General features: G+C 42.9%; 20 protein-coding genes. 16 read left to right on the top strand and 4 right to left on the bottom strand.

The window, feature by feature from the left end; genetic code table 11:
* The first annotated feature begins 36 nt into the window (after positions 1-36).
* Positions 37-1,257, top strand: coding sequence for a tyrosine--tRNA ligase (gene tyrS / locus N773_RS0103470; RefSeq protein ID WP_024856474.1), 1,221 nt, complete (start codon positions 37-39; stop codon positions 1,255-1,257).
* 171 nt (positions 1,258-1,428) lie between these two features.
* Here tyrS and N773_RS0103475 read toward each other — a convergent pair whose 3' ends face one another.
* Positions 1,429-2,967 (bottom strand): IS1182 family transposase, encoded by a 1,539-nt coding sequence (locus N773_RS0103475; protein WP_043537764.1) that lies wholly within the window; start codon positions 2,965-2,967, stop codon positions 1,429-1,431.
* Between the two features lie 195 nt (positions 2,968-3,162).
* Here N773_RS0103475 and N773_RS0103480 point away from each other — a divergent pair, with 195 nt between their 5' ends.
* The 3 genes from N773_RS0103480 to N773_RS0103490 are packed head-to-tail and all read left to right on the top strand — an operon-like array spanning position 3,163 to position 5,528.
* On the top strand, positions 3,163-3,702 hold the full coding sequence (locus N773_RS0103480) for a hypothetical protein (RefSeq protein ID WP_024856476.1): 540 nt from the start codon (positions 3,163-3,165) through the stop codon (positions 3,700-3,702).
* A 12-nt stretch (positions 3,703-3,714) separates the two neighbouring features.
* The gene (locus N773_RS0103485; protein ID WP_024856477.1) at positions 3,715-4,536 is read left to right on the top strand and encodes a methyltransferase domain-containing protein; all 822 of its coding nucleotides are present in this window, start codon (positions 3,715-3,717) and stop codon (positions 4,534-4,536) included.
* A 20-nt stretch (positions 4,537-4,556) separates the two neighbouring features.
* Positions 4,557-5,528 (top strand): glycoside hydrolase family 113, encoded by a 972-nt coding sequence (locus tag N773_RS0103490; protein WP_024856478.1) that lies wholly within the window; start codon positions 4,557-4,559, stop codon positions 5,526-5,528.
* 50 nt (positions 5,529-5,578) lie between these two features.
* On the opposite strand, the gene N773_RS0103495 is transcribed toward N773_RS0103490, so the two are convergent.
* The 3 genes from N773_RS0103495 to N773_RS22505 all read right to left on the bottom strand — a co-directional run bounded on the left by N773_RS0103495 (position 5,579) and on the right by N773_RS22505 (position 7,961).
* Positions 5,579-6,208, bottom strand: a complete 630-nt coding sequence (locus N773_RS0103495) for a hypothetical protein (RefSeq protein WP_024856479.1) — start codon at positions 6,206-6,208, stop codon at positions 5,579-5,581.
* Between the two features lie 140 nt (positions 6,209-6,348).
* Complete coding sequence (locus tag N773_RS0103500; protein ID WP_024856480.1) at positions 6,349-7,641, bottom strand: adenylosuccinate synthase; 1,293 nt, start codon at positions 7,639-7,641, stop codon at positions 6,349-6,351.
* A 74-nt stretch (positions 7,642-7,715) separates the two neighbouring features.
* Complete coding sequence (locus tag N773_RS22505; protein WP_155267834.1) at positions 7,716-7,961, bottom strand: hypothetical protein; 246 nt, start codon at positions 7,959-7,961, stop codon at positions 7,716-7,718.
* A 13-nt stretch (positions 7,962-7,974) separates the two neighbouring features.
* Between N773_RS22505 and N773_RS0103505 the strand changes: the two genes are divergently transcribed.
* From N773_RS0103505 to N773_RS0103565, 12 genes are all read left to right on the top strand, one after another.
* A complete protein-coding gene (locus N773_RS0103505) occupies positions 7,975-9,108 on the top strand; it encodes a hypothetical protein (RefSeq protein WP_024856481.1) in 1,134 nt (377 codons plus the stop codon).
* A gap of 219 nt (positions 9,109-9,327) precedes the next feature.
* Positions 9,328-10,209, top strand: a complete 882-nt coding sequence (locus N773_RS0103510) for an undecaprenyl-diphosphate phosphatase (protein WP_024856482.1) — start codon at positions 9,328-9,330, stop codon at positions 10,207-10,209.
* A gap of 127 nt (positions 10,210-10,336) precedes the next feature.
* Positions 10,337-12,979: a DNA translocase FtsK gene (locus N773_RS0103520; protein ID WP_024856483.1), complete on the top strand. Its 2,643-nt coding sequence runs from the start codon at positions 10,337-10,339 to the stop codon at positions 12,977-12,979.
* Positions 12,980-12,989: 10 nt separating this feature from the next.
* Entirely contained in the window at positions 12,990-13,964 is a 975-nt protein-coding gene (locus tag N773_RS0103525) for a ComEC/Rec2 family competence protein (protein ID WP_051454251.1), read from the top strand.
* Positions 13,961-14,185 (top strand): DUF3006 domain-containing protein, encoded by a 225-nt coding sequence (locus N773_RS0103530; protein WP_024856485.1) that lies wholly within the window; start codon positions 13,961-13,963, stop codon positions 14,183-14,185. Before N773_RS0103525 ends, N773_RS0103530 begins: the two co-directional genes overlap by 4 nt.
* A gap of 54 nt (positions 14,186-14,239) precedes the next feature.
* A complete protein-coding gene (locus N773_RS0103535) occupies positions 14,240-15,136 on the top strand; it encodes a MurR/RpiR family transcriptional regulator (protein WP_024856486.1) in 897 nt (298 codons plus the stop codon).
* Positions 15,117-16,370 (top strand): NAD(P)/FAD-dependent oxidoreductase, encoded by a 1,254-nt coding sequence (locus tag N773_RS0103540; protein WP_024856487.1) that lies wholly within the window; start codon positions 15,117-15,119, stop codon positions 16,368-16,370. Before N773_RS0103535 ends, N773_RS0103540 begins: the two co-directional genes overlap by 20 nt.
* 60 nt (positions 16,371-16,430) lie before the next feature.
* The gene (cmk, locus tag N773_RS23385) at positions 16,431-17,795 is read left to right on the top strand and encodes a (d)CMP kinase (RefSeq protein ID WP_024856488.1); all 1,365 of its coding nucleotides are present in this window, start codon (positions 16,431-16,433) and stop codon (positions 17,793-17,795) included.
* Complete coding sequence (locus N773_RS0103550; RefSeq protein WP_024856489.1) at positions 17,795-19,762, top strand: bifunctional 4-hydroxy-3-methylbut-2-enyl diphosphate reductase/30S ribosomal protein S1; 1,968 nt, start codon at positions 17,795-17,797, stop codon at positions 19,760-19,762. Before cmk ends, N773_RS0103550 begins: the two co-directional genes overlap by 1 nt.
* Positions 19,763-20,111: 349 nt before the next feature.
* On the top strand, positions 20,112-22,223 hold the full coding sequence (locus N773_RS0103555; RefSeq protein WP_242840422.1) for a transglycosylase domain-containing protein: 2,112 nt from the start codon (positions 20,112-20,114) through the stop codon (positions 22,221-22,223).
* A gap of 75 nt (positions 22,224-22,298) precedes the next feature.
* The gene (locus N773_RS0103560; RefSeq protein ID WP_024856491.1) at positions 22,299-23,414 is read left to right on the top strand and encodes a THUMP domain-containing class I SAM-dependent RNA methyltransferase; all 1,116 of its coding nucleotides are present in this window, start codon (positions 22,299-22,301) and stop codon (positions 23,412-23,414) included.
* Positions 23,411-23,788, top strand: coding sequence for a hypothetical protein (locus tag N773_RS0103565; protein ID WP_080678293.1), 378 nt, complete (start codon positions 23,411-23,413; stop codon positions 23,786-23,788). The genes N773_RS0103560 and N773_RS0103565 overlap by 4 nt, the downstream gene beginning before the upstream one ends.
* The last annotated feature ends 3 nt before the right edge of the window (positions 23,789-23,791 follow it).

Consider the following 23,791-nt stretch of genomic DNA (forward strand, 5'->3'; position numbering starts at 1 on the left):
AATGCATATAAATTTTATTAATGGAGGAAAATTAAAATGACTTGTTTTGAAGAACTCAAAAGAAGAGGGCTCATTGCCCAGATGACAGATGAAAAGGAGCTGGAAGAGCTTATCAACAATGGTAAGGCAACTTTCTATATCGGTTTTGACCCCACTGCTGACAGCCTTCACGTTGGTCACTTCATGGCTCTGTGCCTGATGAAGAGACTCCAGATGGCAGGCAACAAGCCTATCGCACTGGTAGGCGGCGGTACAGGTATGATCGGTGACCCATCAGGTAAGACTGATATGCGTAAGATGCTTACTCCCGAGACCATTCAGCACAACTGTGAATGCTTCAAGAAGCAGATGAGCAGATTCATAGACTTCTCCGATGGAAAGGCGCTGATGGTAAACAACGGCGACTGGCTGCTGAACCTCAATTATGTTGACGTACTCCGTGAGGTAGGCGCTTGCTTCTCTGTAAACAAAATGCTGACATTCGAGTGTTACAAGCAGAGAATGGAGAGAGGTCTGACATTCCTTGAATTCAACTACATGATAATGCAGTCTTACGACTTCTACAGACTGTTCCAGGATTACGGCTGTAATATGCAGTTCGGAGGCGATGACCAGTGGGCAAATATGCTTGGCGGTACCGAGCTTATCAGAAAGAAGCTTGGTAAGGACGCTTACGCTATGACCATCACACTGCTGCTCAATTCCGAGGGCAAGAAGATGGGCAAGACCGAAAAGGGTGCTGTATGGCTTGATGCTGAAAAGACTTCTCCTTATGATTTCTACCAGTACTGGAGAAACGTTGATGACGCTGATGTAATCAAGTGCCTGAAGCTGCTGACTTTCGTTCCTATCGAGGAGATAGAAGAGATGGAACAGCACATGGAGGGTGCAGAATACAACAAGGCTAAGGAACTGCTTGCTTATGAGCTGACCAAGATGATACACGGTGAAGAGGAAGCCAATAAGGCTGATGCAGCTGCAAAGGCAATTTTCGGCGGCGGAGCTGACAGTGCTGATATGCCTACAACTACTCTCACAGCTGATGATGTTGATGAGAACAAGCAGATAGGCATACTGAATCTGTTGGTTAAGGCAGGCCTTTGTCCTTCCAACGGCGAGGCAAGAAGACTTGTTCAGCAGAATGGTATTGCTGTTAACGGCGAGAAGTTCACTGACCCCAAGGGTATGGTAGATCTCTCAGAGCAGGTCATCATCAAGAAGGGTAAGAAGGTATTCCACAAGATAGTGCTGGGCTGATGCGATATATATGAGTTAACTAAGGGGGGTGTTGCAATCGCAGCACCCTCTAACCATATCCGAACATCAGAGTAAAAAAACATATTTACTGGTGAAATAAGCTGTTTCAGTGCGCACACCCCCAAGCCCTCTTCAAAAAAGAGGACTCGGGGGTGTAATGTTCTGCTGGTTTTATGCTGATTTCAGTTCAAAAAGAGAAATTCCAAGTCGGTTTTCTGAGATCTTAGCAAAAAGCTTCTTTATGTTGTATGCAAGTCCCAGCAAAAGGAACTCAGTTCTGATGTTATTTTTCCCCCTGCACAGGAATCTTCTGAAGCCATGATCCTGTTTCAGTACTCCGAATACGCCTTCAGCCTGTATGCTTCGGTTCATTCTGAGCTGTTTTCCGAATTCGGTCGTTATATTTTCCAGGCTTTCTGTTCTCAGTTCTTTGAACTTATGCGATATAGACAGCGTCTTGTTTCCTTTTGCTTTTGTACAGTTCTGTTTGTAGGGACAACCTTCGCAGCTTTCACATCTGTACATAGCTTTTTCGGAAACGAATCCCGTCTTGCTTTTTTCGTGTTTAGTCCCGACTCTCCAAAGTATCCTGCCGGCTTTGCATACGAAAATATCGCCCATTTCGTGGTATTCCATATTCTCGGGTCTGCCGTATTTTGTACGATAATTCCGCTTTTTGCTCTGCTCATAATTTACGGGTTTTATGTATGAGGTCATGTTATGTGATCTGAGATAAAGATAGTTCTCCTCGCTCTCATAACCCGCATCACAGATGATGTTTTTCAATACAAACAGCTCCAGATCGTTGAGCTTTGACAGAAACGGGATCAGCGTATTTACATCGCTCCGTTCGCTTGAAACGTCTATACCTACAATATACTCGCCTTCCACTGCTGCCTGTATGTTGTATCCGGGTTTCAGCTGACCGTTTCTCATATGGTCTTCCTTCATGTGCATGAATGTTGCATCGGTATCTGTCTTTGAAAAGCTGTTCCTTCCGTCAAAAAGGCTGTTGTAATAGTCATACTGTGCCATTTTATCGCGATATCCTTCCAGCTTTTCAAGTGCTTTCTGATATGATGATTTATGATGTCCTTTTCCGTAAACTCGTTCAATACCAAATTTTATCATAAGTGAAGAAAGTGTACCGATCATATCCGAAACTGGCGTATTTTCGGGGAATCTCACACCATAAGCATAATTTATCTCATCAAGTATCTCAGGCAGTTTTGCTCGCAGTTTCTGTTCGTTTTTGGATACAGACTTCTTCCAGACGAATGTATATCTGTTTGCATTAGCTTCGATCTTGGTGCCATCAATGAACAGGTTCTTACCGCTTATCTCTTTCATATTCAAAAGATACTTTACAACAGCGTAAAACACACGCTCAATCTGTTCTCCCATTTTCTGTCGAAATCTTGAGATAGTGCTGTGATCCGGAGCTCCAAAGCCATCGAGAAGCCACATGAAATGGATATCCCTTTTGCAGAGCTGTTCAATCTTACGGCTTGAAAAAGAGTCGTTCATGTAGCCGTAGATGAGTATCTTCATCATGATATCCTCGGGTATGGCGCCATTCCACTTGCTTACTATCGTGTATTCTTCTTTTTGATAGATCTCATCTATAACATTGCTCAATACTCTGACAGGTGAGCTTTCTTCGATGTAGATCTCATAATTCATGTTAAGACGCACTTGACAATTTCTCATTTTTGTGGTACAATCCTTTCGTTGGTTTGATGTTATATTTGCAATTACATTATACCACAAAATGAGACGCCCGGCACTACCTTTTTGGTGTGTCAGGCGTCTTTTTCTTTGTTGGGGCTGCAACAGCCCCTTTTTTGTCGTTGACAAGTCATAGGCTGATGGTGTATAATATAAAATATGTTAGGGGGGACGGTTATGATAAGCGATGTCGAACTTGATACATTCATTGGGCCTTACTATAAAGATAAGGATATAATGCATGATATGTGGCATATTGAACTGGTAAGACGGCAGATGAAAAAGATCATAAGTGCAGGCTGCTATGATGTCAATGAAGAACATCTGAGGCTTGCTCTTGCGTTTCATGGTTTCATATATTCTCATGAGCAGAGGGTTCGGGATTTTCTCGAAGAACATGGCTGTTCCGATGAGGATATCGAAAAGATAGTCACTATATCGTGGGAATCTCAGCGCAACGATATACCCGAGACACTTGAGGGGAAGATACTCCATGATGCTCATGTGCTTGAAGGCGGAAAGACCTATACAGTCGTAAAGATTCTGATAACAGGCTCAGTTCGCGGTCAGTCCCTTATGCAGACACTGGATTACATGAAGCATAACGTCCTCGGTGCAAACAAATGCTATCTGCCAGAGACGGAAGAACTCTGCAAAGAGATGAATGAGTTCACGGAAAGATTTTATAATGAGCTTTCAAAGGATATAGCAGAATAAACAGGTGATAAAATGTATATATGTCCCGTATGTAGAAAAAAACTCAATAAGATAGAAAATACATGGAAATGTGTGAACGGTCACAGTTTTGATATTGCCCGCAAGGGGCACGTTAATCTGCTGACCACCGCGAAGCACAACCCGAAGACCGCAGGCGACAATGCCGATATGGTAAAGGCGAGGACGGAATTTCTTGATAAAGGCTATTATCGCCCCCTTGCCGAGAAAATAAGGGAGATCGCATCTGCTGAACTTCAGGAGATCAAAAATCCGATCATCATCGACAGCGGGTGTGGTGAGGGCTTTTATACTGTCGAGCTTTCAAAGCTTGAAAAAGCAGATATCTACGGCATTGATATCTCAAAACACGCAGTGGCACACTGCATGACGAGAGTTCATCAGGCGAGTGTAAATAACTGCGAGTTTGCGGTGGCTTCGTCTTTTGATCTGCCTTTTGCCAATAATTCCGCAGATGCAGTTATAAGTGTTTTTGCTCCTGTGTGCAACGATGAATATGCCCGCGTGCTGAAAAAAGGCGGAAAACTGATAGTAGTTTCGCCGTCACCTCGTCATTTGTTTGAACTTAAAGCGGCAGTATACGATAAGCCTTATGAAAATAAACCCAATGACTATCATCTTGACCGCTTCGTCAGGGATAACGAAATAGTTTTTGAGTATACGGCAGAACTTTCTTCACAGAAAGATATTTTTGATCTTTTCATGATGACACCATATTTTTATAAGACCTCCGAAGAGGGCATATCAAGGTTGAAAGCACTTGACAGTATAAACGTCAACTGTGGATTTGTGATACAGGTCTACAAAAGGAAATAGTACACGAAAAAGGGGGACATATGGATAGAGAATTATTCTGCAAAGGCTATACATGGGGCTTTTTCAGCAAGGAAGGTGAATTGCTGACCGATATTGCAGAACAGTCTATGAGAAGACTAGCTTCAAACGGGCTTGACTGGATATGCATAACTGTCAACGGCTGGCAGGAAACATTTTACAGCACTACAGTTTTCTCGCTTTACGGCTTGACTCAGACAGATACTGAAATTGAGCACGCAGTAAAGCTTGCAAAATCTCTCGGGCTGAAAGTCTGCCTGAAACCTATGGTCAACTGTCTTGACCATTCATGGAGAGCTAGGATAGATTTCCCTACCGAAGATGGCTGTGATTATTGGGAAAAGTGGTTCATTTCCTATAACAGATTTATGCTGTACTATGCAAAAATGGCTGAAAAGCTGGGCTGTGAAATGCTTTGCACAGGCTGTGAGATGGCCGGTATGGATAAGCAAAGCGGTTTTTGCCGTGACATGATAAGCCGCGCAAGAAATGTCTATCATGGGATAATAATGCATAATATCAATCACGGTGATGAGTTCCGATTTGACTGGCTTGATGCGGTCGATGTAATCGGCATCAGCGCTTATTACCCTGTGACTGATGGCATAAATAGGAGCATCGATTTCATGCGAGAACGCTGGGCAGATGTTGTTTCACGACTTGAAAAATGCCATGAAAAGTACGGCAAACCAATTATGTTTGCGGAGATAGGTGTTCGCAGTGAACAGGGCTGTTCAGCTTATCCATGGGATTTCCATGACCGTCCCGAAAAGCCGACGGATGAACAGGAACAGTCTGATTTTTATGAAAGTGCGATGGAAGCCACTTGGGATAAGCCATGGTTCTGCGGATATTTCTGGTGGGACTGGAAAGCTGTTATCCCTCCCGAAGACAAAGCTAAAGAGAACCGCGATTTCATCGTATACGGCAAGCTGGCGGAGAAAACTCTCAGAAAATGGTATAACAAAAAATAATTAAAGCTGTTCCGCAGGATCATGTCCGCGGGACAGCTTTTTCATCTGTGTCAGCCCCAGTAGGGGAGTACAAGCTGGATAAGTAATGCTACAGGGATTGAAAGACCGATCTCTGCTGCGAACTCTTTAGGTTTTCTCCTTAGTATAAAAAGTGTGGCGATAAGCACTATCACTTCTGTTAAGTGTGTAACTCTTATACCTTGGAAAAACAGTACGGTCTGGGATAATATTGCAGCGATTATTAATCCTGAAATTCCTATCGATGTTTTACCTTCGCCTTTTGCACGGTGGCATACAGCACCCATCAAAGGAGATACGAAAGTTATTCCAAACCATACCAGCGCATAGTTCAAGGGGAAAAATCCTGCCACAAATGCGCAGTAGATATAATAGCTTGAAACCATTCCGATGAAGAATAGAAAAACGTTCAGTGCAGCTCTCTTTACCGAACTGCTGTAAATCGATATACACGCTCCGATGAATATCCATATAGCGAATCTGCCAAGAAAGTTGGTGATATCCAATTTTTGCATTATCAAAGGCAGTTCATTGAGCCCCGATTCATCAAGTGCTTTCGATCCGGCACCCATAAATACACCGAACAGCAGTATCGCGATGCTTGTTATTATCTTTCTTTTTAATGATATTTCTTTGAGGTTCGTTTTGTTGTTATCTGTCATAAATAAGTACCTTTCTGATGGTATGTTTTTCTTTATTCCATCGGGATATATTATAACTCAGCTAAGCCGATAAGTCAATAAACTTACGATAATCTTAAGAAAAAAAGAGCTGACCTGAACGGTCAGCTCTCGCAGAAATCTTATTTGCTCAATTTGGATTCTCTCATGATGATATCCTCTCTCTTAGGACCATTGGATACCATTGTGATGGGGAAGCCGATCTGCTCCTCGACGAACTCAATGTACTTGCGGCAGTTCTCGGGAAGATCCTCATACTTGCGTATACCGCCGATATCGCTCTTCCAGCCATCCAGTACTTCCAGAACGGGCTTAGCCTTTTCAAGCTTGCCTGTGGTGGGGAAGTCGGTTGTTACCTTGCCGTCTATCTCGTAACCTACGCATACAGGTATCTTATCAAGATAGCCCAGCGCGTCAACAACTGTAAATGCTACATCGGTAGTGCCCTGGATACGGCAGCCGTACTTGGAAGCTACACAGTCGAACCAACCCATTCTTCTGGGTCTGCCTGTTGTTGCGCCATACTCGCCCTTGTCACCGCCACGCTTTCTCAGCTCCTCAGCCTCGTCACCGAAGATCTCGGAAACAAATGCACCTGCGCCAACTGCGGAAGAATATGCCTTACATACAGTTACGATCTTCTTGATCTCATAAGGAGGTATACCGGCACCGATAGCGCCGTAAGCCGCCAGTGTAGAAGATGATGTTACCATAGGATAGATGCCGTGGTCGGGATCTTTCAGTGAACCCAGCTGACCTTCAAGCAGAATGTTTTTGCCTTCCTTGATAGCGTTCCACAGATAAGCAGAAACATCACATACATAAGGTTCTACCATCTTCTTGTATTCCATCAGTGTGTTGAACAGTTCGTTCTCATCGATGGCGGGCTTGTTGTACATATATTTCAGCAGAATATTTTTCTGCTCCAGAACTCTGTGTATCTTCTCCTTGAGAGCCTCTTCATCGAAGAGTTCCTGAACCTGGAAACCGATCTTTGCATACTTATCAGAATAGAAAGGTGCAATACCCGACTTTGTAGAACCGAAGCTTGCCTTGCCCAGTCTTTCTTCTTCAAATTTATCGAAATCAATGTGGTAAGGCATTATCATCTGCACTCTGTCGGATATCAGCAGCTTGGGCATAGGTACGCCCTGAGATGTAACTTCATTCAGTTCCTTGAAAAACTTGGGGATATCAAAAGCTACACCGTTGCCGATGATGTTAGTGGTGTGATCGTAAAATATGCCTGACGGGAGAGTGTGAAGTGCAAACCTGCCATAGTGATTATGTATGGTATGACCTGCATTTGCGCCGCCCTGAAATCTTATAACGATATCAGATTCCTGCGCCATCATGTCCGTGAGCTTGCCCTTGCCTTCGTCGCCCCAGTTTGCGCCAACAATTGCTCTTACCATTTGTAAATTTCCTCCTTGCTGTTAAGCGGGATCATGTAAATTAATGATTTAGCGTGCTGCTATGTGAAAACATCTCATACCAACACCAATATATTATAGCACATAATTCCTGCCTTGTAAACACTTGGAGAAATATTTAACATTTTCATAATAATTTTTGCTTTAGAGTCTGTTTTAGGTAAAAAATTTTCAAAAAACTCTTGCAAAATTCCCTTCGGTATATTATAATAGTATTTAGTGAAAAAATGAACGGCTGATAAAGATATATGCCGCTCCATGCAATTCGTGCAGCCAAGGCTGTGTGAAGCTTCATTTTTCATAAGGAGAGTATGAATGAGACCATGCAGATTTTCAGCGCTTTTGTTAGTCGGAGCGCTTTTGATGCCGCTTGTAGGCTGTTCCGATAAAAAAGGTGACAGCAGCGGTTCGGACGTTGCTTCTTCCGCTAAAGAAACCAAGGCAGTTGCGGATAAGGTAGAACTTAAAGACTATAAATTTCCCGAGTTCCTGAATGAAATAAAACAGCCAGATTCACTCAGCAGTCCGGTTTATGTGAGCTTTGCTTTATCCGAGTTTATAAGTGAAGTCACTGAACAGCCTTTTGAGGGATATGAATGTTCAAATAAGATAGGGAACATCTTCTATATTTTTTCCGAAGGCAAATATAAAGGGCTTCTTGATAAAAACGGGAAAGTGGTCCTTAAAGCAGATACCTATACGACTATAGGCTTGTGTACCCCGAGTATACTTATGCTTTCAAGAGACAAGGAACTGAATGCTCCAGAGGAGTATCTTTCTTTCAACGTATTCGGCAGCATCAGCCCTGCAGAAACTCCCGAGTTTAAATCTGATCATATCAGAATTGAAGAGGAAACCAGAAACAAACCATCATCAGATGATGAAGATGACGGAAATTATAAGGTATATAATCTTATCCTAGATGATAACAAGAAAGTCGGCGACGGTTCTTCTTATGTTGACTGGGATAAGATCGAGAGTGTTTCAGCACAGTCGATAAATACTTCTCGTCCCTATAATGCATATTACCGTGTGCAGAAAGGTGAGGAGATATATTATATCTGCTTTGATCGTTTCTATAACTATACTATATATAACGGAGCTTACGGCTTTGTAAGAATGAAAGTCGGAGACGGATACGGCAGCTGTTATATCCTCGACCATGACGATTATTCTGAACTGAATAAACTTGTCAAAAGCTTCGGCGAATCGGATCCTGTTAAATCACCAAGCAAGGATACGGGGCTTGATTATGTGCAGATAGAAACCGGTTACGGAACGGATGATCTTGTCACCATGACGATCTCAGCCGATGGCTACTGTTTCACAGACCATTTGGGCAGCGGCGATCAGCAGCCGCAGAAGTATTTCACAATACTTGATAAGGAAAGTTTCGTCAGTCTTGTAAAATGGGTCGATCAGGTACTTTCAGTAGAATACGAAAAATGATGAATGATTTTGCAGGAAAATGCAGTTTTTCCTGCAAAATTTTCTGTTTTGGGCGTGATAAGCATTGACAAGTACCTTTTATTGTGCTATTATATTATGTGCAGGTTTTTTCGGAATGACAGTTTTAGCTGTTTATGTTGTATCATATGACAACATAGGCGACATACCTGCATATAGAAAATAAGCCGTATCAGCGGCGAGTTAAATATGGAGGACAAAATGAGTTTATTTGACGCAGTTGTACAGGGTATAATCCAGGGTTTGACAGAATTTCTGCCTGTTTCCAGTTCAGGACATCTTTCGCTGTATCAGCATTTTACTGGCAATAACGGCGAGGGTGCGCTTTTATTTTCGGCAGTACTGCATCTGGGTACGCTGGTCGCTGTGTTCATAGCTTTCAGAAAAGATATCATAGAGCTCATCAAAGAGCTTGGAAATATCTGCTCTGATATCTTTAAATGGAAGTTCACCCTTAAAGACATGAACCCTCAGCGCCGTATGATCGTTATGATTATAGTATCGTGTCTGTGCCTTGCACCTTTTGCTGTTTTCAAGGATTGGTTTGAATCAATAGGTGAGGATAATTCCATTTTTGCTGAAGGACTTTGCTTTCTTTATACAGCTGCTATCCTTTTTATGTCTGACAGATGCACAAAGGGCAATAAGAAGGCCGGAGATATCAAAGTTAAGGACTCTGTAACTGTCGGACTGTTCCAGGGCGTTGCACTTCTGCCGGGTGTTTCCAGATCGGGTTCTACTATCTCCGCAGGACTTTTCTCGGGTTTTTCACGAGAGACTTCGGTAAAGTATTCTTTCATTCTCGGAATACCTGTTATACTTCTCAGCTGTCTGCTTGAAGTGGCTAAGTATATAAAAGGTGTCATGACCTCAAATGTTGAGGTTGAAAAGGTCGGCATTGCAAACTGTGCAGTCGGATTTGTTGTTGCAGCTATAGTAGGTGTGCTTGCTATTAAACTTGTCAGCTGGCTGGTGAAAAGCGATAAATTCAAGGTGTTCTCCTATTACACCTTTGTCCTTGGTACCATCGTACTCGTTATCGCATTCATCGAATTCTGCATGGGTCATCCCATCAGTTTCTGATAATTACATATCTGCCAAGAAGCTTGATATCGGGGGCTGATATTTCAGCACTTGTGTGATTCAGGCTTTTTGCGGTTTTTTGAAGCATAAGATAATTCACTATATTTGATGAAAGGAAAGTGTTTAAATGGCAGCAAATGCCTCGGGTTCTAAAACAACCGGAAGACCGGTGCAAAAAAAACAGACGTCTCAAAGTTCACCGAAAGTAAGCAAGGCAGCGCAGGATGCACTTAATGCTGCCAGAGAAAGAGAATACAGGCGCTTCTGGTCATACATACTTTTTTTTACAGGTGTGCTGGAAATTTTCATAACCTTTATTCGCGGCGACGGTCTGTGGCGTGCATTGCATGATCTCAACCGAGGACTTTTCGGTGTGGCTGTGTTCTTGTTTGCCCCGATGATGATATATGTTGCGCTTATGATAGCGTCGAATACAAAGAAAAATACCGTAGTGGCTAAGTGCGTCGAGGGCGGTATGCTTATGCTGCTTTCCAGTGGTATGGTCCAGATATTGCAGGTCGGTTCAGTACAGGGCGGAAGTTTTTTAAAAAAGCTGAAAGGTCTGTACGATGACGGCGTTGATCTCCGCGGCGGCGGACTTGCCAGCGCTGTGCTTGGCTGGCCGCTTCTTGCGGCTTTCAAAAGGCTTGGAGCTTCCATTATTATCCTGCTGATTACTTTTACTTTCATACTGTTGCTCACCGATCTTACTCTGCCGCAGTTGTTCAGGTTGCTTTCAAGGCCTTTTGTAGCATCGGTTGAAGCTGTTCGCAATGACAGAGTTGAACGTATAGTTGCCAGACAAGAGCGTGAAGGTCAGCTAGGTGACGGTAATCATGCAGAGCGTGAAATATCAGGACGCAGACCCGAACTTCCCGTGCCCGTTGCTATGGAAGACCCGTCTGCCCGCAGAAAACAGCGTGTTGACTTTGCTAAATTTGTTACCGATGATGATACAGTGGCAGAACATGAAGTCGAGGAGATCATTGATAATGGTGAGACTATCGTCGATGATACCAAACATTCAAGGAGAAAGCGGGATCTTTCCAAGGCAGAGGAAGTATCTGTGGAGATAATTGAAGAAGAAACTCCTGATGACAGTGAAGACAGGGAAGAACTCAAAAAGATCATCCAGGCCGCAGTTAACAGAAAGATACCTGTTGCTTCCGATGAAACGGAAGAACAGGAGCGACCAAAGGTCGTAAATATCAACAGCAAGGGTCAGACTACAATGTTTGAAGAGGATGAGAAGATCCCCGTATACGTCAATCCGCCTGTTGATGTTCTCAAATACCCCAAAAAGAAGATTGACAAGGCTGTTATCGAAGCCGAGATACAGGAGAAATCACGTAAGTTGGTGGAGACCCTTGAAGTCTACGGTGTAAAAACGCGTATAACAGGTATTTTCAGAGGTCCTTCTGTTACAAGATATGAACTCCAGCCTGCCGCAGGTGTCAAGGTCGCCAAGATACTCAGCCTTGCTGATGATATCGCACTTAATCTTGCGGCACTGAGTATCCGTATCGAAGCGCCTGTTCCCGGAAAGCCATGCGTTGGTATCGAAGTCCCTAATGACGTTCGAGATCCTGTTTCTCTACGTGAACTTATCGACAGTGATGAGTACCGCAACGCTAAGGGCAAGCTGACCTTTGCTGTCGGCAAGGATATCGAGGGCAAGATAGTTGTAGGCAATATTGCAAAAATGCCTCATCTTCTTGTTGCGGGAACTACCGGTTCAGGTAAATCGGTATTCACGAACTCCATAATCATGAGCGTGCTGTATCATGCTTCTCCCGAGGAAGTAAAGCTTATACTTATCGACCCCAAAATGGTCGAATTCAAGCTGTATGACAGGATACCTCACCTGCTTATACCTGTTGTCACCGACCCGCTGAAAGCGGCAGGTGCACTGGGCTGGGCAGTTAACGAGATGAACAAGCGCTATAAGATGTTCGAGGCTAATAACGTCAAGAATCTTGAAGAATTCAATGAGATGCTCACAGCTGAACATTCAAAGCCAGTTGATGAGATCGATCCTATGTTTGCTAAAATGAAGCTCATGCCGCAGATACTCATAGTTATCGATGAGTTTGCCGATCTTATGATGGCTGCTGGCAGTGAGGTAGAGGATTCAGTTATCAGGCTGGGTCAGCTTGCCCGTGCGGCAGGAATACACATGGTCATCGCTACACAGTCTCCAAGAAAAGACGTTATCACAGGTCTTATAAAATCCAATATACCCTCGAGAGTTTCCCTAAGCGTATCCAGTAATGTGGATTCAAGAGTAATCATGGATCAGGGCGGTGCTGAAAAACTTCTGGGCAACGGCGACTTGCTGTACAAGCCTGTTGGAGTAAAAACACCTATCCGTATACAGTCTGGTTTTGCTGATACTCCCGAGATAAAGTCTGTTGTTGAGTTCCTGAAAAGCGAACATTCAGCGGAATACAGTGCTGATATCATGGCAGAAGTCGAAGAGAATATGCCTAAGCCTAAGGAAGATAAGAAAAATGGCGGAAACAGTGATTCCGAGGATGTTATCATCAATCCCGATGATGATTTGATCGATCAGGCTATAACTGTTATCGTTACCACTGGAAATGCTTCGACCTCGTATTTACAGCGTAAGCTGAAACTTGGTTTTTCAAGAGCATCGCGCATCATGGATCAGATAGAGGAAATGGGTATCATAGGTCCTCAGGATGGTGCAAAACCCAGAAAGATCAACCTTACCGAAGAAGAATGGCTTGAAATGCGTGCCAGAAGATAAGGTGTTTTAAATGGCTGAAAAAAAAGGTAAAAAGAGCAGTCCGCCCCCGAAGAAGGGAAGTGGGCTTACACTAAAGCAAAGACTTCGATTGATATTGCTTATAATCCTGCTTTTTGCTGCAGGAGTTCTATGGCTTTTACATTATATGGAAATAATATCCGTTCAGGATATTATGGTCAAGCTTGGACTTGCCGATCGTCCTGCCACCCGCGCCGATCTTGAAGTACATTTCATCGATGTGGGACAGGGTGACTGCATACTTGTTGCATCACAAGGTCAGATTATGCTGATAGACAGCGGTGAGCGTGATAACGACAACGCAATCGAATCTTACCTTATACGTCATGGGATACATCACATAGATAAACTTATAGCGACTCACCCACATTCCGATCATATCGGAGAAATGGCTGAGATAATGTATACTTTCGATGTGGACAGCTTTATGATGCCGCGTATACCGGATGCATATGTGCCTACTACTAAATGCTACGAGGATATGTTGAAAGCCGTTGATGTCAGGGGAGTTTCAGTAATGTCACCAAAGGATACTTCGTTTCAGCTTGGGTGCTGTCAAGTACAGATATTCACGTCTGATATTGAGGATTCTGATAATCTGAATAATTATTCACTGATAGTCAAGGTCGTTCATGATAAAAACAGTTTCCTGTTTACGGGTGACTGCGAGAATGAAGAAGAGAAGTCACTGCTTAAAAAGGGTGTGGATCTAAAAGCAAAGGTCTTGAAAGCAGCACATCATGGAAGTTCAACTTCTTCGTCAGCTGATTTTCTTGATGTTGTCGATCCCGAATATGCAGTTATTTCCTGCGGAAAAAACAATGATTATGGTCATCCGAACAAAGAGACTGTAAGAAGGCTTTCAAAGTATGCTCGAAATACCTATATCACAGCCCGTGATGGCAGTGTGGTGTTTATTTCTGACGGCGAAGGACTTACAGTTGAATGTGAAAGGGATAAAAAATGAGATTCACAGTGGATAGGATCGAAGGTGCATTTGCTGTCTGTGAAGATAGCGATGGTGTTATGAAAAATATTGATCTGACAAAGCTTCCGATCAATGTTAAAAGCGGAGATATTCTGTTTTTCAATGATGGTCGTTTTAGTATAGACAGAACAGCGACGTCAGAAAGACGTGCAGAGATCGCAGCATTGCAGAAAAGACTGTTGGAAAAGTCTACCGATTGAAATTGCATACAATTATACAGATAAATCGGTATGCGTTGAAATGGAGTGATATATATGAACAGAGATCTGTTTTCGGTCATAAAGGTGAAGCTTCCAAGCCTCTCAAAAGGCCACAAGCTTATTGCAAATTATATACTCTCGCAGTATGACAAAGCTGCTTTTATGACTGCGCAGAAACTGGGCAAAACAGTGGGGGTCAGTGAATCAACTGTGGTTCGCTTTGCTTCTGAACTTGGATATGATGGTTATCCCGAACTTCAAAGACAGCTTCAGGATCTTATGCGCAACAAGCTGACTGCAGTTCAGCGTATCGAGGTAAGCTCCGAGCAGATGAACGGTGAGGATGTGTTACAGCGGGTGCTGAATCAGGATATCGACCGTATCCGTGCAACGCTGAATGAAACTAACAAGAATGATTTCAACCATGCGGTAGATCTTATAACATCGGCGAACACCATATATATCATCGGTACAAGAAGCTCAGCGGCGCTGGCTTATTTTCTGAACTATTATCTGAACTTGCTGTTCCCGCACGTAAAGCTGGTTCCCAGCACAACAACTTCCGAACTTTTTGAGCGTATAATGCGAATTGACAAAGACGATGTTATGATAGGTATATCTTTCCCCAGGTACTCAAATCAGACCGTAAAAGCGCTGAAATACTCCAAGACCAACGGCGCTAAAGTTATTGCAATAACCGATTCTACAAGTTCTCCGCTTACTGATTATGCTGATGCACTTTTGCTTGCTAAAAGCGACATGGCTTCATTTGCCGATTCGTTAGTTGCGCCTTTAAGTCTTGTAAATGCGCTTATCGCCGCAATTTCTATCAGGAATGTAGATCTTGTTACTCAGACTTTCGGCAAGCTGGAAAAGGTCTGGGAAGACTTTGACGTATACGCTAAAAATACTGAAAATACGGAGAATAACGATGCCAACGAAGACGTATGATGCAGTGATAGTCGGCGGCGGTGCGGCTGGGCTTTTCTGTGGTTGTCAGCTTGCAACGCTCGGCAAAAGCGCTGTTATAATCGAGAAGAATGAACGTTTTGGCAGAAAACTCCGCATAACGGGAAAAGGCAGATGCAATGTCACCAATAATTGTGATGTTGAGACCGTAATGAAGAATATTCCGCGCAATAATCGCTTTATGTATTCATCTCTCAGCCGTTTTACCGCAGAAGATACAATGGCATTTTTTGAAGGAATTGGTGTCCCGCTGAAGACCGAGCGCGGCAACAGAGTTTTTCCTGTAAGCGACAGCGCCCATGATATTGCCGATGCCCTGGTAAATTACTGCCTTGACTGCGGTGTCGAACTTGTCAGCAGGGAAGTGACTTCTCTTATCATCGAGGAAGGCTGTGCTGTCGGGGTTAGATGCGGCGAAAGTGAATATCGAGGCGGAAGCGTGATAATCGCCACAGGAGGACGTTCCTATCCGAAAACCGGTTCTGATGGCTTTGGTTATAAGCTTGCAAAATCAGCAGGTCATCACGTAACACCTATAACGCCGTCACTTTGTCCGATAGTTACCGAAGAAGCCGAAGAATGTGCTGAAATGATGGGGCTTAGCCTTAAAAACTGCACTCTTTCCCTGCTTGAGGATAACAGTAACAAACCGCTTTATGAAGAACTAGGGGAGATGCTTTTTACTCACTTCGGTCTTTCCGGACCCCTTGTGCTTTCGGCAAGCGCACATATCAGGGATATTGAAAAGCACACATATCATATATGTATCGACCTTAAACCCGCACTTTCAAGTGAACAGCTGGACGCACGTATCCTCAGGGATTTTTCCGATTTTCCAAACCGCGAGTTCGGCAATTCTCTAGGAAAACTTCTGCCCGCTAAGATGATACCTGTCATTGTTGCAAGAAGCGGCATACCCTCGGAAAAGCGTGTAAACCAGATAACACGAGAGGAACGCCGTTCTTTGGTTGAAGTCATAAAAAAGCTGACGTTTATTGTAAAACGGCTGCGTCCGATAGATGAAGCGATAATCACCCGCGGAGGTGTTGAACTGTCTGAGATCGATCCGAAAACTATGCAGTCAAAGCTTTGTAAGAACTTATATTTCATCGGAGAAATACTCGATCTTGATGCATACACAGGCGGATTTAATTTGCAGATAGCCTGGTCTACCGCATACGCCTGTGCACAGGCTGTGGAGTATACGGAAGAATAAATAGATCCCTGTTTCGGCTTCATTATGGCTGAACAAAATTAATAAAGGAGTTGTAAATATATGGGAATAAATATTGCACTTGACGGACCTTCGGGTGCCGGAAAATCAACGATCGCAAAAGCTGTTGCCGCGAAAATGCAGTATGTCTACGTTGATACAGGAGCTATGTACCGCGCGGTTGCTTGCTATATGGTATCAAGTGGAACCGATCTTGATGATACTTCTGCGATCATTGGAAAACTTAATGAAATCGCTATAAAACTCGAATATAAGGGCGGTGCCCAGCACGTTATACTTAACGGTGAAGATGTATCGGATAAGATAAGAACTCCCGAGATATCCATGGCGGCATCAAAAACATCTGCTATCCCCGAGGTCAGGACGTTCCTTTTTGATCTCCAGCAGACTATGGCTAAGGAAAATGACATTATCATGGATGGCAGAGATATCGGGACGGTAGTTCTGCCTAATGCGGATGTCAAAATATTCCTCACTGCTTCTGCTGAAGAAAGGGCTAATCGACGTTTCAAGGAACTGCAGGAAAAAGGCGATCCATCGACATATGAGGAAGTTCTGTGTGATATTGAACAGCGCGATTATAACGATACTCACCGCGAGACCGCACCTCTCAAAAAAGCTGATGATGCAATTGAGGTCAATACCACCGAGCTTGATCTTCAGCAGTCGATAGATGAGATATGCCGTGTTATCAACGAGAGGATCGGCGAAAAAAAAAATGATACTCGCGTGAGTGAAAAGAAAGAACGCGCAGCAAAACCTCTTATGGAGATACGTCCTATAACAAAGACCAACAAGGTCAATCCGCTGAGAGTGTTTATTTACGGTCTTCTTCGATGGGTAACCATTGGCATTTACCATATTTATTACGATATAAAGTGGGAGGGCGTAGAGAATGTTCCTAAGGACGGCGGAAATATTTTCGCTTCCAATCACCGCAGTTATCAGGATCCTGTTTTCATTGCGCTTCATGCCAGAGTACCCCTTTCCTATATGGCAAAGGAAGAACTTTTTCAGGGAAATAGAGCATTTAAATGGCTCATAACCAAGCTTGGAGCTTTCCCTGTTGCAAGGGGAAAAGGTGATACAGGTGTTATAGACACATCTATAGAAAAGCTTGAAGCCGGCAGAAATCTCGCTATTTTCCCAGAAGGGACCCGTTCCCGTGACGGTAAAGTCGGCAAGGGAAAAACAGGAGTAGCGCTTATCGCTGCTGTTGCACAGACTAAAATAATCCCTGTTGGTATTACTTTTGAAGGCAAGCTGAAATTCCGTAAGAAAGTGATCGTACGTTACGGAAAACCTATCATTCCTTCTGAGATCGGTGCTGAGAATACAGACAGCAAGTCGCTGAGGGTGTTAAAAAATAAAGTTATGGAAGATATTACTGATTTGGTGAATGAATAATGTTAACTAAATGTAAAATTTCTGTTGCTAAAAGTGCAGGTTTTTGTTTTGGTGTAGACAGAGCGATAAAAATGGTGTATAATGAATTAGATAACCGAAATAATATTGTAACGTTAGGTCCGATCATTCACAATCAGAACGTCGTTGATGACCTTAAAGCGAGAGGGGTATATCCTGTAGAGCTCGATGAGGTCAGAAATGGTCAGACAGTTGTTATACGTTCTCACGGCGTAGGCAGTGATGTTTATGATAAGCTCAAAGAGCTTGACGCTGAGATCGTTGATGCAACTTGTCCCTTTGTTGCAAAGATACATAATATCGCTCGTGAGAAATCTGCTGCGGGTCACGTGATACTGATAGCAGGTGATGCCACTCATCCTGAGGTGAAAGGGATAATGGGACACTGTCTTGGCGAATGTTATGTGTTTGAAAATTGTGGCGAATTTGAAAATTTGGTGAAAATTAAAGATTTTTTGTCAAAAAAGGTTGCAATTTTAGCTCAAACGACGTATAATAAGAATATGTGGAAAGAATGTGTACCGCTTTTCAAAAAATATCTCCCCCATGCGGAGATATGTGAAACGATATGCAATGCCACCAATATCCGCCAGAATGAGGCTGAAGAATTGGCAAAAAAAGCGGATATTATGGTGATAGCGGGCGGAAAACACAGTTCTAATACGCATAAGCTGAAGGCTATCTGCGAACAGCACTGCAAATGTGTTCTCGTAGAGAATGCCGATGATCTGCGAAAATGCGGTCTTGACCTGACCAATGCAAAATTTATCGGGATCTCTGCCGGTGCTTCGACACCCGGCTATATTATAAAGGAGGTACAGGACACTATGAGTGAACTGCTGAACAATGTTGACAATACTGTTGACGAAGAATTTAATCTGGAGGCGATCGATAAGACCCTCAAAAAAATATATCCGGGAGCGAAGGTAGAAGGCACTGTCGAATCTGTGAACGAAACCGAAGTCATCGTTGACATCGGAACCAAGCACACAGGCTATGTTGCACTGAGCGAGCTTACAGATGACCCCGGCAAGAAGCCTGCAGATATCGTAAGCGTTGGCGATACCATTGAGCTGATCGTTATCAAGACAAGTGATACAGATGGTACTGTAATGCTCTCCAAGAAGAGAGTTGACGCAGACAAGAGCTTCCAGAAAATCAAGGATGCTGCTGAGAGCGGTGAGATCCTTGAAGGTATCGTTACCAACGTAGTCAAGGGCGGCGTACTTGTTTCCGCTGACGGCGTAAAGGTATTCGTTCCTGCTTCTCAGGCTGCTCCCAGAAGAGATTTCGATCTCAACGATCTGCTCAAGCAGACTGTTAAGTTCAAGATCCTTGAAGTAAATGACGTTAAGCAGAGAGCTGTCGGCTCTGTAAGAGCTGTAGCAAGAGAAGAAAAGGCTGCTGCACAGTCCAAGTTCTTCGATACTGCTGTTGTAGGCGCTGAGATGGAAGGCGTTGTTAAGTCTATCACAGATTACGGCGTATTCGTTGATCTGGGCGGCGTTGATGGTCTGGTTAGAAGAGCTGACCTCAGCTGGAACAGGATCAAGCATCCTTCCGATGTTGTATCTATCGGTGACAAGGTTACAGTTAAGATCAAGGATATCGATCCTGAGACAAAGAAGGTATCCCTTACATATAAGAAGGATTCCGAGAATCCTTGGGAGATCTTTGTTAACAACTACGAGGTAGGTCAGGACGTTAAGGCAACTATCGTTTCCATAACCTCTTTCGGTGCATTCGCACAGATCATTGATGGTATCGATGGTCTTATCCACATCTCTCAGATCGCTAATCAGAGAGTAAATAACGTTGCTGATATCCTTGCTGTCGGCGATGTTGTTGACTGCCGCATAACTGAGATAGATGCTGATAAGAAGAGAATCAGCCTCTCCAGAAGAGCTCTGCTTGATGATGAGGAAACTGAGGAGACCGACGCTGAATAATCAGCATTAATTTAATGGGGACGGTCATCGTCCCCATTTTTTTGTGAAAAATAAAGAGCTGAACCGGTTATTAATATTACTGTAAGTGAGTTAAATAAGTATATTGTACGGTTTTTGTTTGTTTGCCGCTACATATTTTGTAATCAACAGTCTTGCATTATTCTGTGAAATATGGTATAATATAATTGATATATAATGTTTGCGGTGAAACGCAGTCAGTATTGGAAGGTCTTATTTTATGGAACAAAAAAGAAGAAATAAAACAAAACATAGAAAACGAGGAACACACCCTGCTGTTCATATACTGAAAGCTATGGGTACGCTTCTCCTGTCGATTTTTTTGATCATAGTGATTACTATGTCTATCTTTGGCACGGTGCTTACTATCTACGTTCTGAATTTTGCTGATACTACTACTGATATCATGCTTGAAAAGAGCGTTGAAAGTAATATAACAAGATTCCTCTACGATAATCCCGATTATGATGAGGAGACAGATGAACCCCAGGATAAGTATGTGCTGTATTATACTTTGAGAAATGAATACAAGCACCAACTGTGGGTCGATTTGGATCAGATACCTCAGGTTGTACAGGACGCATTTGTGTATACAGAGGACGAGCGTTTCTATGCCCATGACGGTGTTGACTTCAAGAGTACTTTTGCCGCTTTTGTAAATGCTTTCCTGCCTAATCGTGCAAGACGAGGCGGTTCTACTATCACTCAGCAGACTATCAAGAATCTAACTGGCGATGATGCTGTTTCAGGCGTTCAGGGTATCGAACGTAAGATACGTGAGGTATTTCGTGCGATAAACGTTGAGAAGACCTATACTAAAGATGATATTCTCGAGGCTTATCTCAATGTAGTTCCGCAGGGTACCTCTAAATATGATATAATTGGTGTGCAGTCTGCTGCAAATTTCTATTTCGGTAAAGATATTTCCGAACTTGATCTTGCTGAAGCAGCTTGTCTTGCAGGAATGAATAATGCACCATCTGCGAATAACCCTATTGATAATATCAAAAATAATAATATTAGACGAAAATATTGTCTTGATCATATGTATAAAGCTGGAGCTATCGATTCTCAGGAGTATGAAGATGCTCTTAATGAGCCATTGGAGATCGCCGGTAATTTTGATTATTCCAGTGAGACCATTTACGATGGTGAGCTTGAAGATCAGGGTATGACTGACTGGTATCTCGATGCAGCGATTCTGGAAGCAAGGCAGAGAATTGCTTCCGAGAGAGGCATTACTACTGATGAAGCAGCTGAACTGATATCAAACGGTGGTTTCACTATCTATACCTGTGTAGATATTGATATGCAACATGAGATTGAAAAGAAAATGCAGGATGCAAGCAATTTCACCACATGGTATATGGATCCTGCGGATGATACCCTATGGTCAGCCTTTGTTTGTATGGATTATAAAGGTAATGTTAAAGCTGTCTGCGGTTCTCGTTCTGAGAAAGATGAGATACTTGGTTGGAACCAGGCTGTTAACGGTGCAAGATCTCCGGGTTCTTGTATAAAGCCAATTGCTTCTTATGCACCTGCGCTGGATCAGGATCTTATCACTATGACATCGTCATATAACGATAAGCCTATCAAGCTAAACGGTAAAGACTGGCCTGTAAACTATTCTGAATTTGATGCCTCTCAGGGTAACTGGTCATATAAGAATTTCTACACATATCAGATGTTGCTTAAATCTCTTAATACCATGCCTGCGCAGCTGATCGATCAGCTTACACCCTCATATTCATATAATTTCCTGAAAAGTAAGCTTGATATAACTAATCTGTTAGATACAGATAATGACTATGCTCCACTTACTGTTGGCGCTTTCGGTTATGGACTTCATCTTGATGAGCTTGTTGGTGCATATATGATCTTCGGAAACGGGGGCAAAAAGTACGAAAAAAGTTATATTTATAAGATTGAAGATGCAGCTGGAAAAGTAATTTACGAGAAAACTGATGGTTACAAGCAGGCTGTTTCTGACAGTACAGCTTATATAATGAATCGAATGATGCAGTATGTTATCAACGACAAAGAAGGTACAGGTAGATACGCTAAGCTGAAGAAGACAGATCTTGTTGGTAAGACAGGTACTTCGGAGAAATGGCGTGACCTTAATTTTGTAGGATGTACACCAGACTATGTTTCAGGTATTTGGGTAGGATATAATGAGAATAATGAGGATGGTGAGCCTCGTTCTGTTTCGTCAACTGATTATCAGAACATTGGTGCTATCTGGAAGAATATCTTCGGAGATATCGCTGAATCGGAACCACACAAGAGTTTTGATGAAGAAGGCTGTTTCCCGATGCCCGATACTGTAGTTAAGCTGAACTTCTGTACAAGTACGGGACTTATAGCTACCGATCGCTGCGGAAGTCAACAGGTAGGCTATTTCAAGGCATCAAATGTTCCCGGTTATTGTTACCACTAAAAAATTTTACCGTTATGTTGATGGTATCGACCTCCGTACCATAAAGTACGGAGGTCTTATTTTGAAAGGTCAAATATGAATAATTTAAGACTATGTATCCCTTGTCACTTTGGACTTGAAAAGACTTTGAAATTCGAGATCGAAAGGATAGGAGGGGAGAACCTTACCGTTACTGACGGCAAGGTCACATTCAGCGGCGATTATAATACCGTCGCAAAAGCAAATCTGTGGGTCTCCACAGGTGAGAGAGTGCTTATCGAACTCGCTTCATTTAATGCCCGCAGTTTTGAGGAGCTTTTTCAGGGAGTTATGAATATCCCACTTGAAGATTTCATTGGAAAGTATGATGCTTTTCCGGTAAAGGGATATTCACTGGATTCTCAGCTGCATTCTGTGCCCGATTGTCAGAAGATAATAAAAAAAGCCTGTGTAAAGCGGCTTGAAAAAGTCTACGGTATCTCATACTTCGAGGAAACAGGTGCTAAACATCAGCTGCAATTCTCGCTTATGAAAGATGTGTTTACTCTGTACCTCGATACCACAGGTGAAGGTCTTCACAAGCGCGGATACCGCAGAAATTCCAATGCGGCACCAATCAAGGAGACTCTTGCCGCAGGTATAATTGATCTTGGCAGAGTGAGGTCGGATTCAATAGTGTGCGATCCTATGTGTGGTTCGGGTACATTCCTTATCGAATCAGCATACAAGGCACTTAAAGTCGCTCCCGGTATTCGCAGAAATTTTGCGGCACAGAAGTGGGAGCAGATTCCCGAAAAGGTTTGGCAGAATGCTCGTTCGGAAGCTATGGACATGATCGATAAGCAGGGAAGTTTCAAGGCTTTCGGTTTTGATATCGATGATATTGCAGTTGAGCTTACAAGAGATAATGCCAAAAAGGCAGGAGTCGGTTCTAAGCTTACAGTCAAGCAGCAGGATATCAGAAAGTTCGTTCAGCCAGATCAGTGTATAACTTTCTGCAATCCTCCCTATGGCGAAAGATTGTTGGAGATACGTGATGCTGAAGAACTGTACAAACGTCTCGGTGAGAGATTACAGCCCTCAAGGGAAAGACCTTGCTACATAATCTCGCCCCATGAAGAGTTTGAAAAATTCTTTGGAAAAAAGGCAGACAAGAAACGTAAGCTCTACAACGGCATGATTAAATGCGACCTGTATATGTATTTTAAATGATGGATATTGAAGAAGCAAAGCAGATACTTTCTGATAATTTTAATCCTGACAAGGAAAATTCTTTTACATATATCATGTATGAAAAATCTCGTTTTCCTAAAGAGCAATTCTGGCAGGTCTATGAGAGCATAGAATGTCTGGTACAGAACAAGGTTTTCAGCCGTGAACTAGCTGAACAAGTAACATATTGTTATGAACGCTTTCTAAAAGAGATTATTTATCATCTTGATGGTGGCGGTATACACATTCTTAGAGATTTGCCTGAAAATTTTTATGCTTATATAGAACGTTTTGATGATATAAAACTACGTTTCTATAGAGGTTCATGTGAATTGAGCGACGAGAGTTCCTTTGAACTGGAAAGATATGGGTAAGGA

Origin of the sequence: Ruminococcus albus AD2013 (genome assembly GCF_000526775.1) — a bacterium.
Taxonomy (GTDB): domain Bacteria; phylum Bacillota; class Clostridia; order Oscillospirales; family Ruminococcaceae; genus Hominimerdicola; species Hominimerdicola alba_A.